This window comes from Amantichitinum ursilacus, from assembly GCF_001294205.1.
Classification (GTDB): Bacteria; Pseudomonadota; Gammaproteobacteria; order Burkholderiales; family Chitinibacteraceae; genus Amantichitinum; species Amantichitinum ursilacus.
In genome coordinates this window covers 148,643-164,629 of sequence record NZ_LAQT01000003.1, presented here as the reverse complement: position 1 = coordinate 164,629, position 15,987 = coordinate 148,643, and the positions used below count along the sequence as shown (strand labels likewise).

The 15,987-nt window shown below is 60.5% G+C and carries 16 protein-coding genes; 4 read left to right on the top strand and 12 right to left on the bottom strand.

Features of this window, described 5'->3' with window-relative positions; translation table 11 throughout:
- Positions 1–46: 46 nt before the first annotated feature.
- Positions 47–346 (top strand): STAS domain-containing protein, encoded by a 300-nt coding sequence (locus tag WG78_RS05585; RefSeq protein WP_053936809.1) that lies wholly within the window; start codon positions 47–49, stop codon positions 344–346.
- Positions 347–385: 39 nt separating this feature from the next.
- Here WG78_RS05585 and WG78_RS05580 read toward each other — a convergent pair whose 3' ends face one another.
- From WG78_RS05580 to WG78_RS05555, 6 genes are all read right to left on the bottom strand, one after another.
- Entirely contained in the window at positions 386–2,284 is a 1,899-nt protein-coding gene (locus WG78_RS05580; protein WP_053936808.1) for a potassium transporter Kup, read from the bottom strand.
- Between the two features lie 82 nt (positions 2,285–2,366).
- Positions 2,367–2,918, bottom strand: coding sequence for a 1,6-anhydro-N-acetylmuramyl-L-alanine amidase AmpD (gene ampD / locus WG78_RS05575; protein WP_053936807.1), 552 nt, complete (start codon positions 2,916–2,918; stop codon positions 2,367–2,369).
- Positions 2,915–4,429, bottom strand: coding sequence for a ubiquinone biosynthesis regulatory protein kinase UbiB (gene ubiB / locus WG78_RS05570; protein ID WP_053936806.1), 1,515 nt, complete (start codon positions 4,427–4,429; stop codon positions 2,915–2,917). The genes ampD and ubiB overlap by 4 nt, the downstream gene beginning before the upstream one ends.
- A 51-nt stretch (positions 4,430–4,480) precedes the next feature.
- Entirely contained in the window at positions 4,481–5,029 is a 549-nt protein-coding gene (locus WG78_RS05565; RefSeq protein WP_053936805.1) for a ubiquinone biosynthesis accessory factor UbiJ, read from the bottom strand.
- A 39-nt stretch (positions 5,030–5,068) separates the two neighbouring features.
- On the bottom strand, positions 5,069–5,806 hold the full coding sequence (ubiE, locus tag WG78_RS05560) for a bifunctional demethylmenaquinone methyltransferase/2-methoxy-6-polyprenyl-1,4-benzoquinol methylase UbiE (RefSeq protein WP_053936804.1): 738 nt from the start codon (positions 5,804–5,806) through the stop codon (positions 5,069–5,071).
- 13 nt (positions 5,807–5,819) lie between these two features.
- Positions 5,820–6,200, bottom strand: coding sequence for a gamma-butyrobetaine hydroxylase family protein (locus WG78_RS05555; RefSeq protein WP_053936803.1), 381 nt, complete (start codon positions 6,198–6,200; stop codon positions 5,820–5,822).
- Positions 6,201–7,068: 868 nt separating this feature from the next.
- Between WG78_RS05555 and phoB the strand changes: the two genes are divergently transcribed.
- The 3 genes from phoB to tal all read left to right on the top strand — a co-directional run bounded on the left by phoB (position 7,069) and on the right by tal (position 10,537).
- Complete coding sequence (phoB, locus tag WG78_RS05550; protein WP_053936802.1) at positions 7,069–7,755, top strand: phosphate regulon transcriptional regulator PhoB; 687 nt, start codon at positions 7,069–7,071, stop codon at positions 7,753–7,755.
- A 177-nt stretch (positions 7,756–7,932) separates the two neighbouring features.
- Positions 7,933–9,222, top strand: coding sequence for a phosphate regulon sensor histidine kinase PhoR (gene phoR / locus WG78_RS05545; RefSeq protein ID WP_053936801.1), 1,290 nt, complete (start codon positions 7,933–7,935; stop codon positions 9,220–9,222).
- 235 nt (positions 9,223–9,457) lie between these two features.
- Entirely contained in the window at positions 9,458–10,537 is a 1,080-nt protein-coding gene (tal, locus tag WG78_RS05540) for a transaldolase (protein WP_053936800.1), read from the top strand.
- Positions 10,538–10,620: 83 nt separating this feature from the next.
- On the opposite strand, the gene WG78_RS05535 is transcribed toward tal, so the two are convergent.
- The 6 genes from WG78_RS05535 to WG78_RS05510 are packed head-to-tail and all read right to left on the bottom strand — an operon-like array spanning position 10,621 to position 15,973.
- Positions 10,621–11,853: a beta-ketoacyl-ACP synthase gene (locus WG78_RS05535; RefSeq protein WP_053936799.1), complete on the bottom strand. Its 1,233-nt coding sequence runs from the start codon at positions 11,851–11,853 to the stop codon at positions 10,621–10,623.
- Entirely contained in the window at positions 11,850–12,584 is a 735-nt protein-coding gene (gene fabG, locus WG78_RS05530; RefSeq protein ID WP_053936798.1) for a 3-oxoacyl-ACP reductase FabG, read from the bottom strand. The genes WG78_RS05535 and fabG overlap by 4 nt, the downstream gene beginning before the upstream one ends.
- A complete protein-coding gene (locus WG78_RS05525; RefSeq protein ID WP_053936797.1) occupies positions 12,581–13,039 on the bottom strand; it encodes a hotdog family protein in 459 nt (152 codons plus the stop codon). The genes fabG and WG78_RS05525 overlap by 4 nt, the downstream gene beginning before the upstream one ends.
- Positions 13,036–14,199, bottom strand: coding sequence for a beta-ketoacyl-ACP synthase (locus WG78_RS05520; RefSeq protein WP_053936796.1), 1,164 nt, complete (start codon positions 14,197–14,199; stop codon positions 13,036–13,038). The genes WG78_RS05525 and WG78_RS05520 overlap by 4 nt, the downstream gene beginning before the upstream one ends.
- A complete protein-coding gene (locus WG78_RS05515; protein WP_053936795.1) occupies positions 14,196–14,735 on the bottom strand; it encodes a DUF3261 domain-containing protein in 540 nt (179 codons plus the stop codon). The genes WG78_RS05520 and WG78_RS05515 overlap by 4 nt, the downstream gene beginning before the upstream one ends.
- A complete protein-coding gene (locus WG78_RS05510) occupies positions 14,735–15,973 on the bottom strand; it encodes an NAD(P)/FAD-dependent oxidoreductase (protein WP_053936794.1) in 1,239 nt (412 codons plus the stop codon). Before WG78_RS05510 ends, WG78_RS05515 begins: the two co-directional genes overlap by 1 nt.
- Positions 15,974–15,987 lie beyond the last annotated feature (14 nt).

The window sequence follows — 15,987 nt, the reverse complement described above, 5'->3', positions numbered from 1 at the left end:
GCTCCGGTAGACTACCCGCGACGCCGACTTATAAGGAGAACGCTTGATGCACGCTGCTTTGAAGCTGGAACAGAACATTGCCCAAATCCAGCTCAACGGGCATTTCACTTTTGAAGCGCACCGCGACTTCAAGCAGGTGACGCAAGAGGCGCTGGATAACCCGTCGGTGACGGCGCTAACGCTGGATTTTGCGGGGGTCGACTATATGGATTCGGCCGCGCTGGGCATGTTGCTGCTGCTGAACGAACGCGCGGGCGGACGGCGGATTACCCTGGTCAATTGCAAAGGTACGGTAAAAGCCGTGCTGGACATCGCCAACTTCGGCAAGATTTTCGATATCAAATAAACCATAGGGTGGGACTCCGCGTCCCACCCTATGTCGTTTCTACAGCTCGACCTGCATGCCCATTTCCACCACGCGGTTGGGTGGGATACGGAAATAGTTGGTGGCCCGCGTGGCGTTGCGCGTCATCAGCGAGAACAACCTGCGCCGCCACCACGTCATTGCCGGGTACTTGCCTTCCACGATGGTCTCGCGCGACAAGAAGAACGACGTCTGCATCGGGTCAAAATCGAGCGCAGGCTGCAATTCTTCCACCTGCTTCAGAATCGACGGCACTGACGGTTCTTCCTTGAAACCATACGTCGAAATCACCTGATAGAAACTCTCGCCCAGCTTGCGCACCACCACGCGCTCACGCCGTGCCACAAACGGGATATCGGCGGTACGGATGGTCAAGAACACCACGCTTTCGTGCAGCACCTTGTTGTGCTTCAGATTATGTAATAGCGCGTGCGGCACGCTATCCATGCTGGTGGTCATAAAGATGGCGGTGCCTTCCACGCGCTGCGGCGGCGAGGATTCCAGGCTTTCCACAAAGCCCTGCAACGGCAACTCGCCTTCCCGCAGCCGCTCGCCCAGCAACACACGGCCGCGCTTCCACGTCGTCATGAAGGTGAATGCGATCATGCCAATGACCAGCGGAAACCAGCCGCCATCGGGCAGTTTGAGCATATTGGACGACAAGAACAGCAAATCCACACCCAAAAACACCACCAACAGCGCACGCATCAGATAGCGGCGTTGTTTGCTGGCCGTGCGCGCCAGCACGTTAAAGGCCAGCAGCGTGGTCATCACCATCGTGCCGCACACCGACAAGCCATACGCGGCCGCCAGGTTGTCCGAGGTGCGGAAAGTCAGCACCAATACAATCACCGCCACCAGCAAGAACCAGTTGATTTGCGGTACATAGATCTGGCCGATTTCCTGGTCTGAAGTGTGGTCAATATCCATGCGCGGACAGTAGCCCAGCTGGATTGCCTGGTTGGTCATCGAGAACGCGCCCGAAATCACCGCTTGCGACGCAATCACCGTGGCCGCAGCCGCCAGCACCACCAGCGGCGCCAGCGCCCATTGCGGCGCCAACAAAAAGAACGGGTTCTTGATAGCGGCGGGATTATGCAGCAACAGCGCGCCCTGGCCGAAGTAGCACAACGCAAGCGACGGCAGCACCAGGCTAAACCACGCGATGCGGATCGACTTCATGCCAAAGTGGCCCATGTCGGCATACAGCGCTTCGCCACCGGTGACCGACAGCACCACCGCGCCCATCACCACAAAGCCGCGCCACGGATACGCCACCATAAAGTCGATGGCATGCATCGGGTTGATGGCCCACAGCACTTCGGGCGCCTTGATGATGCTGTTGATGCCCATCACGGCCAGCACAAAGAACCAGAACACCATGATGGGTCCGAACAGCTTGCCCACACTGGCGGTGCCGTGGCTCTGGATGACAAACAGCCCGATGATGACCGCGATGGTAAGCGGCAGGATGTAGGGGTCAAGCGTATGCGAAATAACGCTGATGCCCTCAAACGCCGACAACACCGAAATTGCTGGCGTGATAATGCCGTCGCCATAGAACAGTGACGCACCAAAAATGCCCAGCCCCATCAGGATATAGGCCTTGCGGCTACGCGGCTCGATGTCGCGTAACGCCAGCGCCATCAGCGCCAGAATGCCGCCTTCACCGCGGTTGTCCGCGCGCATGATCACGATCACGTACTTGACCGAAACCACGACCATGATGGCCCAGAAGATCAGGGAAAGAATGCCGAGAATGTTGGCAGCGTTGATCGGCAAGTTGCCGTGTGCGGTCAGGCAGGTCTTAAGCGTATAAAGCGGGCTGGTGCCGATATCGCCGTACACCACACCGATCGCGCCCACCGTCAGCCGCGCCAGTTTGGCGCCCGACGGTGCATGGCTGGAATGTGCGCTCATGCTGCGAAGGTCTCTGTAATCAAAACGGAATAAAGCGGAAGAACCGGGCGCGATTATAGCCCTGTGCCGTTGTGGTGCACCTCTATTCGGGTTCCAGCTGCGGCAATGCAACATAAATGCGCCGCCAATCAAAGTATGGACCAGGATCAGTCTTGCGCAACGGCGCGATATCGTTATGCCCCACCACGCAGCGCAGGCCACAAAAGCGGGTCAGATGCGCCGCCAGCTCAATCAGGGCGGCGTATTGCGGCTCGGTGTAGGCGATGTGATCGGTGCCTTCCAGCTCGATGCCGACGGAAAAATCATTGCAGCTATCCCGCCCGCGCCAGTGCGAAACGCCGGCATGAAACGCTTTTTGCAGCACCGGCACAAACTGGAGCACCGCCCCATCGCGCCGGATAAAAAAATGCGCCGACACGCGCAACGCGCCCAGATCGGCAAACAGCGGGTCGGTGGGTGCAAGCGAATTGGTAAACAACTGCTCGACCGTGTCACCGCCAAACTGCCCCGGCGGCAGGCTGATGTTATGCAGTACCAGCACATCCACCGCCACGCCATCAGGCCGCGGCGATTGATTGGGGCTGGGCACATGCCGCGCGTTGGCGTACCAACCGGCGGCATCAAACGCGTTCATCGCAACACCACCGCCGTCAGAATACCCGCCAGCAAGGCCGCGATTACGCCCAGGATGTAATTGCGTTTGCGCTGTTCCCACACCAGGCCGTGATAGCCCTGCTGCAGCAAGCCGGCCGGATCATGCGCCAGCAAATCGTTGATCTTGCGCGGCAGCGTGGGCAGCATCGCCGTCCACAACGGCGCTTCGTGCTTGATATTGCGCCACAGCCCGCGCCAGCCGATCTGCTCGTTCATCCAGCGTTCCAGAAACGGCTTGGCGGTTTGCCACAAGTCCAGATCGGGGTCGAGCTGGCGTCCCAGGCCTTCGATATTGAGCAGCGTTTTTTGCAGCAACACCAATTGCGGCTGGATTTCAACATTAAAGCGGCGCGACGTTTCAAACAGGCGCATTAACACCTGGCCAAACGAAATCTGCGAAATCGGCTTGTTGAAGATGGGCTCGCATACGGTGCGCACCGCGGCTTCCAGTTCTTCCACGCGCGTGTCGCGCGGCACCCAGCCCGATTCAATATGCGCGGCGGCCACGCGGTGATAGTCGCGATTAAAGAACGCCAGAAAGTTGATGGCCAGATATTGTTTATCCGAGTCCGACAGCGTGCCGACAATGCCAAAATCGAGCGCGATATAGCGGTTATCCGGCGCGACAAAGATATTGCCCGGGTGCATATCCGCGTGGAAAAACCCATCGCGAAACACCTGGGTAAAAAAGATTTCCACGCCATAACGGCCGAGCTTTTTAAGGTCGATGCCGGCTTCCTGCAATTGCGCAATACGGCCAATGGGGATGCCATCCATCCATTCCATGGTCACCACTTCGCGCGCGCACCAGTCGTAAAACACTTCGGGCACGATCAGCTTGTCCGAGCCCAGAAAGTTGCGGCGCAATTGCGAGGCATTGCCCGCCTCGACCATCAGATCGACTTCGTCATGCAGATATTTGTCGAACTCGGCCACCACTTCGCGCGGGCGCAGGCGCTTGCCATCGCGGAACAAGCGCTCCACCAGGCCCGCCATCACGCCCATCAGGGCCAGATCGCTCTCAATGACGGGGAGGATGCCTGGGCGCAGCACTTTGACGGCGACGGCGCGGCCATCATTCAGGCGCGCGCGGTGCACTTGCGCAATCGACGCGGACGCCACCGGCGTGCGATCAAACTCGGCATACAGTTCGCCAATCGGACGGCCGAGCGCGGTTTCGATGACGGTGACCGCCACATCGCCGGCAAACGGGGGCACGCGGTCCTGCAGAAACGCCAATTCATCGGCGATATCGGGCGGCATCAAGTCGCGGCGAGTGGACAAAACCTGGCCAAACTTGACGAAGATCGGGCCCAGCGCTTCCAGTGCCAGACGCAATCGCACCGCGCGCGGCGTGCTGATCTTGCGCCAGAACAAGGTGCGATTAACCAGCACCGACAAGCCACGCACCCGCTCGTGACCGAGCAGGAATTCATCAAGCCCGTAGCGATAAATCACGTAGGCAATTTTAAGCAGGCGGAAGAACCGCATGGAAATCCCGGAATATTTTCAAGAAAGAGGCTGGGGCCGGCAGCGGCGCGACTAACCCAGTCGCTGCAGCCGCTGTTCCAGCCGTGCGACGTCGTCGCGCAGGGTGTCGACGGCGCTGCAGAATTCAGCCACATGTTGTTTCCGCGCCAACAGCGGCGCTTCATCACGCCAGTACTCGCCCAGTTCCAGCAACAGGCGCGAGCCGATGGCGCCGGGGATGCCGCCGACACGTTCGGCAAACCACGTCAGCCGGTTGGCCGCCACATCACCAATCAGGCTGGACAATTCTTCGGCCATATCCCAGCGCACGCCCGACAGGATCTGGCCAATGGCGGCGGCCAGTTGCTCGTCGCCATTCAGCCCCACCTTGCGCGATGCCGCTTCGCGATCAAACAACCACGTACTGAAGAACGACGGCGACAGCGTGATGGTGGCCTCGGCAGGCATATCGACATCTTGCAGCGTGCCATCCGGCTGGATGCCCAAGGTGCCCGAAAACGCGGGCAGCACCAGCCGCACCACGCGGCCGGCATAGCCCGCCAGCGCCACTTTGCTGGTGTGATCATGAGCGAGCAAACGATTGAGCAAACTGGCAAGCATGCGGTGTCTCCGGGCGGTGGATGGCGAGCGATCGGACAGTTAGAACTTGATGCCTTTATGCAGGGCGACCACGCCCGCCGACATATTGTGGTAGTCCACTTTGCCAAAGCCGGCGTCGTACATCATGGTCTTGAGCGTGTCCTGATCCGGATGCATGCGGATCGATTCGGCCAGGTATTGATACGAATCGGCATCGTTGGCCACCAGCTTGCCCATAAACGGCAGCAGCTTGAACGAATACAGATCATAGGCGGGCTTGAGCGGCGCCCACACGCGCGAGAACTCCAGCACCAGCAAGCGGCCGCCGGGCTTGAGCACACGGTACATTTCTTTAAGCGCCTGGTCTTTGTGCGTCATATTGCGCAGGCCAAACGCCACCGAGACGATATTGAAATAGTTATCCGGGAACGGCAGCTTTTCGGCATCGCACAGGGCCACCGGCGTTGCCACGCCAGCATCCAGTAAACGATCACGGCCCACGCCCAGCATCGAGCTATTGATGTCGGTCAGCCACACCTGGCCGGTTTTGCCCACTTTGCGTGCAAACGCTTTGGACAAATCACCCGTGCCGCCTGCGATATCCAGTACGCGGTCGCCGGCTTTGGCGCCGCTGGTTTCGATCGTGAAGAACTTCCAGGCGCGGTGCAGGCCGGCCGACATCAGGTCATTCATCACATCGTATTTTTGCGCCACCGAGTGAAACACCTCGGCCACTTTTTGCGCTTTTTCTGATTCTTCGACGGTCTTGAAGCCGAAATGCGTGGTTTGATCACTCATAGGTCCATCCCTTTCAATGCTGAGAGCCGTAGGGCACGCCGGCAGCCGCCAGCCGATGCAGATAGTCTTGCCACTTGGTGGCGTGGTCGCGGCCCAGTTCGTACAGGTATTCCCACGAATACAGGCCCGAATCGTGTCCGTCGTCGAACACCAGTTTGATGGCGTAATTGCCCACCGGTTCGATGCCGACCAGGCTGACGTTCTGCTTGCCCACCTGCAGCACGCCCGGGCCTGCGCCATGGCCGCGCACTTCGGCGGACGGGCTGTAGACCCGCAGGTATTCGCAAGTCAGCTGATACCGCTGGCCATCGTCAAATGCCACCTCCAGCACGCGCGAGGCTTTATGCAGTTTGATTTCGGTGGGCTGCGGGGTATCTGGCGTCAATCCAGCCATAAGCGCTCCTGAAAATTTGGGGCGATTGTACCCGATCCGACATGGGAGCCCCAGCGGCGTGGGGGGTGGGGCTGGGGCTGGGCGGGGAAGTTGGTCTTGGTGGCTTGAGCCTGCGGCGCATGTTTTGAGGTTCGGCTTATGCCGAAGAGACCCTTAGCCGCTTGGCCTGTGGCGCGTGTTTTGGGGTTTGGCTTATGTCGAAGAGCTTTAACCGCTTAGCCTGCGGCGCATGTTTGATACCCGGGGGTGCCCGGGAGCACGTCGGTGTTCAATGAACACTTATCGTGCAACTTTGCTTCGCCAAAGAAAAAGTAACCAAAAGAAAGGCGACCCTCCGCGCGATAAAGCTGCGCAGAAGGGATAAGGTCAAAAGCCGAAACTAACCGTCTGCATAACCGGGTTTTGCAGCTGCCGCTCCGCGGACGCGAGGCTCAGTCGGAGCCGCTGCGCTGTCTCCTACCTTCGCCCGCTCAGGAAATGGTTGGGGTTTTGCACACGGGGTTGCCTCGTTGCTGCGCAACATTGGGTGGGCGTGGTGACTGAGCCACGACTGTTTTAGCTGGAGTTGGGTTTGAAGGCTTTAGCAATAGCGCAGCGCATTGCCAGTAACAACAGTCCCGGCGTTGAGGCCGTTGCAGTGCGTCCAGTTTGCGTGCCGCCGGAGCACAGAAAGCGGAGTGGGCTTGTTGCCCATGAGCATTGCGCGCACCGCCGGCACGCAAAATGGATGTGCTGCAACGGCCTCCTCTCCAAAGACTTGTAATATTGTGTTCACATTTAGGCCTTAATCTCGCAACAATTTCGGGGCAGCCATCCCTCGCTTCCAACTAATCCGGCTGCCGCGCCACCCCGTACCACTGAGGTTTAAATGCCAGCCAATATCCTGCTTGTCGAAGACGAACCAGCCATCCAGGAACTGATCGCTTTCAATCTGACGCAAGCTGGTCACCACGTCATGCGCGCCGATTCGGCGGAGTCCGCGTCGCATATCGTGCGCAACGCACTGCCTGATCTGATTTTGCTGGACTGGATGCTGCCCGGCATGACCGGCATCGACTTTGCCCGCAAATTGCGCGCCGAAGAGCGCACCAAGCAGATTCCGCTGATCATGCTTACCGCGCGCTCGGACGAGCAGGACAAAATCGTCGGCCTGGATACCGGCGCCGATGACTACATCACCAAACCCTTCAGCCCGCGTGAACTGCAAGCGCGCATCAAAGCCGTGCTGCGCCGCCGTTCGCCGCAAGTGACCGATGATCTGGTGGAGGTGCAAGGTCTGCGGCTGGATCCGATTACCCATCGCGTGACCGGCAACGGCGACGCGATCGACCTTGGCCCCACCGAGTTCCGCCTGCTGCACTTCTTCATGACCCACCCCGAGCGTGTGCATTCGCGGGCGCAGTTGCTCGATCAGGTGTGGGGCGACCACGTGTTTGTGGAAGAACGCACGGTGGATGTGCACATCCGCCGCCTGCGTTCGGCACTGGAAATCAGCGGCTACGATCGCCTGATCCAGACGGTGCGCGGCACGGGTTATCGCCTTTCGGCGCAGTAAGCCGCCCGCCTTCGTGGCATCATGGCGGCGCTACTGCACACCTTGACGCGCTAAAAACCGCTGTCACATCAGCTTGGCAAGCTTGTCGGCGCTCACGCTTTAGCGCGTGGCTCGATGGGCTGTCGGATGCGGTGTGCCCGTTCGCCCCCTTCTCTATTCCAGCGTCGGAAACCCTGAATGATCTGGCTGCGTTCGCTGATTTATTACCTCTCGATTGCCGTGGTGTGCCTGTTTGCAGGCGCGATCGGTGGTGCGACCTGGGGTCTTGGCATGGCGGTTGTGATGTTGTCGCTGGCCATCGCCTTTCATCTCTTCAACCTGGGCCGTCTGCATATCTGGATGCAGAACCCGCGCGTAGACAATGTGCCGGGCAGCTTTTTGATGTGGCAGGACGTGTTCGACCGGCTGTATCAACAAGTGCGCGTGCAAAAGAAGGCGCAAGAACGGCTGGCGCATGCGCTGGACCGCTTTACCAGCGCCGGCGAAGCCTTGCCTGACGGCGTGGTGATTCTGGACGAGCATGACCGCATCGAATGGTGCAATCCGGCCGCCACGCAGCATCTGTGCATCGACCGCGTGAGCGACGTCTGGCAGATCATCACCAACATCGTGCGCCAGCCGGCCCTGCGCGATTATCTGCGCAGTCAGGATTTCACCCATCCGGTGGTGTTGCGCACTACACGGCCGCAAGAACACGTGTTGTCGGTGCAGCTGGTGCCGTTTGATATGACGCGCAAATTGCTGCTCAGCCGCGACATTACCCAACTGGACCGGGTGCAGACCGTACACCGCGACTTTATCGCCAATGTGTCGCATGAATTGCGTACCCCGCTGACGGTGGTGGGAGGCTTTATCGAAACGTTTATCGATTTGCCCGACCTCGAACCCGCCACGCGTAATCAACAACTGCAATTAATGTATGACCAGACGCAGCGCATGACGCGGCTGGTGGATGATCTGTTGACGCTGTCCAAGCTCGAAAACGGCCAGCAAATGAAAGAAGAAGAAGTCGACGTGCAACAGTTGATTGTGCTGATGCAGGCCGAGGCCGATGGTTTGTCGCAAGGCAAGCACCGCATCGAACTGGGCACGCTGGCCACGCAACGTTTGATGGGCAATCACGACGAACTGCATTCGGCGTTTGGCAATCTGGTGTCCAACGCCATCCGCTATACGCCCGCGGGCGGCACCATCACGCTGAACTGGCGCGTGGATAACGGCCAGGGTGTTTTCAGCGTGCAAGACACCGGCATTGGCGTGGCGCCCGAACACGTGCCACGGCTGACCGAACGCTTTTATCGCGTTGACCGTGGTCGTTCACGCTCCACCGGTGGCACCGGCCTGGGCCTCGCCATCGTCAAGCACATCCTGCAGCGGCATCAGGCGCAGTTACAGGTTAAATCGCGCCTGGGCGAAGGCAGCGAGTTCGCCGTCAAATTTCCGGCGCATCGACTCTTACCCGATTAAACTTTTGGCTGACTATTAAACAAAAGTACCCCGCCGTTTGCCGAAAACACTTACGCGAGTGTTTTAAATTCGCCAGGCGGCCCCATATACTGGCGTACCCATGGGCGCGTGCGATCGTCGACTTCACATATTTTTTAGCGGGCGATCGGTGTCAAACCCTTTCGGTTGGCGGATAATACGCGGCGAATCGCGCGGGTCCGCGCCGTTTTTTCAAACAAAGATTAAGGTGAATGCAATGAGTAGAATCGCTGCCATCAAGCCCTTTGGGCAACGCATCTGGCTGGATAACCTGTCCCGCGGTCTGATCAAATCGGGCGAACTGGCCAAGCTGTTGCAGGAAGACGGCATTGCAGGCGTCACCTCCAACCCGGCCATCTTCTACAAGTCGATCAGCTCCGACGCCCTGTACGCAGGCGATCTGGCCGAACTGAAAAAGCAGAACCTGAGCGCCGAACAACGCTACGAAGCGCTGGTTGTGCCGGATATCCAGGCCACTTGCGATCTGACCGCATCCATCTACCGTGACAGCAATGGTCTGGATGGCTACGTCAGCCTTGAAGTGTCGCCGGCTCTGGCTAACGACGCCGCTGGCACCATCGAAAACGCCAAGCGCCTGTGGGCCGCCATCAACCGCCCCAACGCCATGATCAAAGTACCGGCCACCCCGGCTGGCGTGATCGCGTTTGAAGAACTGATCACCTCGGGCATCAACGTTAACGTCACGCTGATGTTCAACCTGGTTCACGTTGACGACATCCTGAACGCCTATGTGCGCGGTCTGGAAGCACGTGTTGCCGCTGGCCAGCCGATCGACAAGATCCAGGCCGTGGCTTCGGTGTTCCTGTCGCGCGTGGATACGCTGATCGACAAGAAACTGGACGCGATCGGCTCCGCTGAAGCCAAGGCACTGCAAGGCAAGATCGCTATCGCCTTCGTTAAAGTGGCTTACCAGCACTACAAAAAGCTGTTCCACGGCGACCGTTTTGCTGCACTGAAGGCCAAGGGCGCCAACCCGCAACGCCTGCTGTGGGCTTCCACCGGCACCAAAAACGCAGCCTTCCGTGACACCATGTACGTGGAAGAACTGATCGGCCCGGAAACGGTTAACACCGTGCCGGACGCTACCCTGGACGCCTTCCGCGACCACGGCGTTGCTGAAAACAAGCTCGACACGCAAATCGAAGAATCGGTGCAAGCACTGGTTGCCCTGCGCAACCTGGGCATCAACTACAACCTGATCGGTGAACAACTGCAGGTTGAAGGTCTGAAGCTGTTCGACGAAGCGTTCGACAAGCTGCTGCAACTGACCGCCTAAGCAGTCATTCAGCAATAAAAAAACCGGCTCTGGTAGCCGGTTTTTTTTCGTCCGCGATCGGGCCGATAAAGGCCTGGCCGCGTTTAACGTACGCGCCGAAACACCAGCGAGGTGTTGATGCCGCCAAAAGCAAAGTTATTGCTAACCACATAGTCGCAATCCAGCTCGCGCCCGTCACCGACGATGTAATCAAGTTCGGCGCAACGCGGGTCGGGCGTACTCAGGTTGATGGTGGGCGCAAACCAGTTGCGGTTCATCATCTCGATGCTCAGCCACGCTTCCAGCGCGCCGCATGCGCCCAGCGTATGGCCCATATAGCTTTTGAGACTGGAAATGGGCATGCGTGGGCCAAACACCTGGTGCGTGGCCTGCGTTTCGGCGATATCGCCTTGCTCGGTGGCCGTGCCGTGGCCGTTAACGTAACCGATGGCATCGGCCTCCAGCCGCGCATCCTGCAGCGCCAGCCGCATGGCGATGGCCATGGTGTTGGCATTGGGCTGCGTAATGTGGCTGCCGTCGCAATTGCTGCCAAAGCCGATCAGCTCGGCGTGGATGGTGGCCCCGCGCGCGACGGCGTGTTCGTACTCTTCCAGGATCAGCGTGCCTGCGCCCTCGCCGATCACCAGACCATCGCGGTTGGCGTCATACGGTTGCGGCGCGCTGGTGGGGGCATCGTTGCGCGTGCTGGTGGCAAACAGCGTGTCGAACACGGCGGCTTCGGTCACGCTCAATTCTTCGGCGCCACCGGCGATCATCACATCGGCCTGACCATAACGGATGGCCTCAAACGCGTAGCCGATGCCCTGGCTGCCCGAGGTACAGGCGCTGGAGGTGGTGTAGACGCGGCCAGTCAGCCCAAAAAACACCGCGATATTCACGGCCGTGGTGTGGCCCATCATTTTCAGGTAGCTATTGGCGTTCACGCCTTCCGTGGACTGGTTCCACAGCATCTTGCCAAAGTCGGCCACCGCATCGGGCGTGCCGGTGCTGGAGCCATAGGCCACGCCAGTGCGCCCGCCCGTGACGACCGGATCGCCCAGCAAACCGGCTTGCGCCAGCGCCAGCTCGGCGGTACGCACCGCCATCAGCGCCACCCGGCCCATGCTGCGCGTGCGTTTGCGGTTATAGATTTCGGGCGGCAGGTCAAACGGCGCGGCGGGTGCGCCCAGCGCGGTATTCAGCCCGTCGTAGTTGGTCCAGGCTTCGATACGCTGCACGCCGCTGCGGCGCGCGCGCAGGCTGGCTTCAATGCTGGGCCAATCGTTGCCGATGGGGCTGATGCCGGCCATGCCGGTGACGACCACGCGGCGCATCATGCCAGGCCTCCGTTAACCTGCAGCACCTGACGCGTAATGTAGCTGGCATCCGGCGAGATCAAAAAGCTGACCGCGGCCGCCACTTCTTCGGCCTGCCCCATGCGTTTGGCGGGGATCATTTTGAGCGCCTCTTCCAGCACGATGGGGTCGACCATCTCGGTGTCGATCAGGCCCGGGGCCACGCAATTGACGGTGATCTTGCGCTTGGCCAGTTCCAGCGCCAGCGCTTTGGTTGCGCCAATAATGCCCGCCTTGGCCGCGCTGTAATTCACCTGGCCCCGATTGCCGATCACGCCCGATACCGACGACAAGGTCACGATGCGACCGGGTCGGCGCGTCTGGATCATTGGCATTACCAGCGGTTGCAGCACGTTATAAAAGCCATCCAGATTGGTGAGGATGACGCTATCCCAATCCACTTCGCTCATGCCTGGGAACGGCGCATCGGCGGCGATGCCCGCGTTGCAGACCACGCCGTACGGCGCGCCATGCTGCGCCACATACGATTCCAGCGTGGCGCGGGTCTCCAGACGGTCGGCGACGTCAAACTGCAGGATCTGTACGCGGCGGCCCAGCGCGGTGATCTCGTTGGCGACGGCCTCGGCCTGTTCGCGGCGGCTGCGACAGTGCAGCACCAGATCGTAGCCTTCGCGCGCCAGGCGCAATGCGATGGCGCGGCCGATGCCGCGGCTGGAACCGGTGACGAGGACGGTAGAAGCGGAAGAACTCATGCGTGCTCTTTAAGGTATGCGGCCAGATCATCTGGCTGATAGGCGGAAATCATGGCCTCGGCCAGCAGCGTGCCATCCGGGCTGGTAATGCGACACTGCGTCACGGCGATGCCGTTATCGGCTTCAAATTCACGCGTCGCGGTAATCAACAGCGGTTGCCCCACGGCAAAGCCGGCGACGTGCGTGATATAGCGGCGCGTGCCCAGAATAAAGCCCACACGCGGGGTTTCACCGCGTTGCAAACCGTTCCAGCCCGCCAGCGCGGCCGTGGTTTGCGCCATATATTCCAGGCCCAGCCACGCGCCCACTTCGCCGTTCAGGTCAAACAAGCCATCGGCGCGCGGTGTAACGCGAGCAGTCAGCGTGTGGCTGTCGACGCTGATCAGTGCGTCCAGCAATAGCATCGGGCCCGCGTGCGGCACCAGATCGGCGATAGGAAAGGAATGTGGCTTCATGTTGCAAGGACCAGAGCAATGTTATTGCCGCCAAAGGCGAACGAGTTACTGATAACGGCGCGTACTGCGGCGGTCTGGCCGACGGCCACCAGCGGCAGCGGCGCCAGCGCCGGGTCGGCTGCGCCATCCCAGCAATGCGGCGGCAGCCGGTGTGCGGGGTCGGTCAGCGTCAGCCAGGCCAATACGGCTTCGAGAGATCCGGCGGTGCCCAGGCAATGCCCGGTCAGCGCCTTGGTGGAACTGGCGGGCACGCCGGGCAGCAACGCGGCGACCGCAGCGTGTTCCATCGCGTCATTTTGCGGCGTGGCGGTGCCGTGCAGATTGGCGTAGCCGATGTCGGCCGCCGTCATTTCCGCGCGTTGCAAAGCCTGTTCGATGGCGGCGCGTGCGCCACGCCCATCCGGGGCCGGCGCGGAAATATGATGCGCGTCCGAGCTTTCGCCCCAGCCAGCCACACGCACAGTCGCCGGGGTTTTGCTTAATACCAGCAGCGCGGCCGCCTCGCCCAGGTTAATGCCACGGCGGTTAACGGATGACGGCAAACACACGCCAGGGGCAATCGATTCGATCGAGCCAAAACCCGCCACGGTAAAGCGCGCCAGCGTATCGGCGCCCCCCACAATCACCACATCGGCCACATCGTGCTGCAGCAAGCGCGCGCCTGCGGCAATCGCCTTCGCGCCCGAAGTACAGGCGGTCGAAATACAATACGCCGGGCCCGTCACGCCCAGTTCATGCGCTAGCAGCGCCGCCGGCGAGCCCAATTCTTGCTGCCGATAATGAAAGTCATCCGGCAAATCGCCCTGTTCCACCCATGTGCGCATGGCGTCTTCGCCGTGCGAAATGCCCGAGGTGCTGGAGCCCACCACGATGGCGATGCGTTCCGGGGCTACATCCCGCGTCAGCGCCTCCAGCGCGGGCCGGATTTGCGCCAGCGCGGCCAGCAGCATGGCGTTATTGCGCGAACGCAGGGGCAGCGGCAAATGCTCGACCGACGGCAGTTCGGCATCCACCTGGCCCAAAAACATCTCGCGTTGCGGGCTATACGCCGTGGTGGCGCGCAGGCCTGGGCTGACCCCGGCGAACAGATGCTCGCGGATGTCCTGCAGCGTATTGCCCAAGGCGCACAGTGCGCCCACCGCGTTGATATAACAGGTCATTGCACGTCGCTCGAAGTAATGGTGAGCGTGTAATACAACTGATGATGATGCAGCACCGCCTGGCCTTGCCAATGGTCGGGCTGGTCGTACTGGATATCGACTGCCACCGCGTCATCGCGCCACAACGTGCGCGCCGCGACGGTGTCTTCCACGCGCCAACCGTGCGGCAAGGCGGCCGCCAGTGCGTCGTGCTGCGCATAAATCAATAACAAATCATTCAGGATGCGCTGCGGCGGCAGTTTCATGCCGGGCACCAATTGCGCATCCAGATTCTTTCCATCGTAGTTCAGCGTAGCCAGCCGTACGCCCATGGCGCTGCTGATCATGGTGAGCTGATCGGGCTCCAGTTGCAGCACCGACTCCATCACCGCGCTGCCAGTCGGCCAGGTAATCTGCGTTTGCTGTTGCACCGTGCGCGGCGTGCCCAGCGCGGACGGCGCAATCTGCAGCAAAGGCAGATCGCGCGTCAGCAAGCTGGCGCAACCGGCCAGCGGCAGCAGCACAAGCAACAACAGGGCACGTATGTAACGCAGCATCAGGCGCTCACCGCCGCATCCAGCGCCGCCAGCCAACGTTCGGGCGCACGTACGCATGGATTGGTTTCGTCCCAGGCGTAACCGGCCAGAATACTGGCGATCATGCGGCGGATTTCCTCGTTCTTGCCTTTGTAATAGATCAGTTTCTGAAAGCGTCCGTCATACCAGGCCGTCACAAAGGCACGGAAGGCATCCACGCCACGCTTCAGCGGCACGGCATAGTCGGCTTCCCAATCCACGGTTTCGCCATCCAGCATGCGCCCCAGCGCTTTGGCGGCCAGGCTCGACGACGTCATCGCAATCGTTACGCCCGATGAGAACACCGGGTCGAGAAACTCGCCGGCATTGCCCAGCAACGCAAAATGCTTGCCGTACAGCGATTTGACGTTAGCGGCGTAACCAGTGATCTGGCGCACCGGGGTATCCCACACGGCGTCGGCCAGCAGCGCTTTCAGGTTGGGCGCTTCGTTCACCAGCGTTTGCAAACGGGTTTGATCGTCGCCGCTGTATTGCGCCAGAAACGCCGGTTCGGCCACCACGCCTTGCGAGCAGCGGCCGTTGCTGAACGGAATGGTCCAGTACCACACGGCTTCGTGCTGGGGATGGGTGGTGATGATGATCTTGTTGCGATCAAACGAACCCGGCGCGGTACGGTCCTCGATATGGGTAAACAGCGCGCCGCGAACCGGAAAGCTGGACGGTGTTTCCAGATCCAGCAAGCGCGGCAGCACACGGCCAAAGCCGCTGGCGTCCAGCACAAAGCGCGCTTCTACGCGGTACTGCTCGCCGCTGGCGTTGTCTTTGACGGTCAGCGCCGGTTGCTCGCCCTCGACCTCGGCGGCCAGCACGGTTTGTTGATAGCGGAATTCCGCACCCGTGCGCGCCGCGCCATCAGCCAGTACTTTATCGAAAGCGCCGCGTTGCACTTGATAGGTGGTACCCCAACCCGCGCTCCACTTCTCGCGAAAATCAAAAAACGTCGTCTCGGTCGCGCCGCGCGCAAAGGTTGCGCCGTTCTTGTACTGAAAACCCGCTTCGACCACGTCCTGCAGCAAACCCGCTTCTTCGATATACGCCATGCTTTGCGGCAGCAAGCTTTCCCCGATCGAAAAACGCGGAAAGGTTTCGCGTTCCAGTACCAGCACGCGGCGGCCTTGCTGGCGCAACAAGGCGGCGGCAATCGCGCCGGAGGGGCCTGCGCCGATGATGACGACATCGGTGGTTTCAATGCGAGACATGAGACAGCAATTGC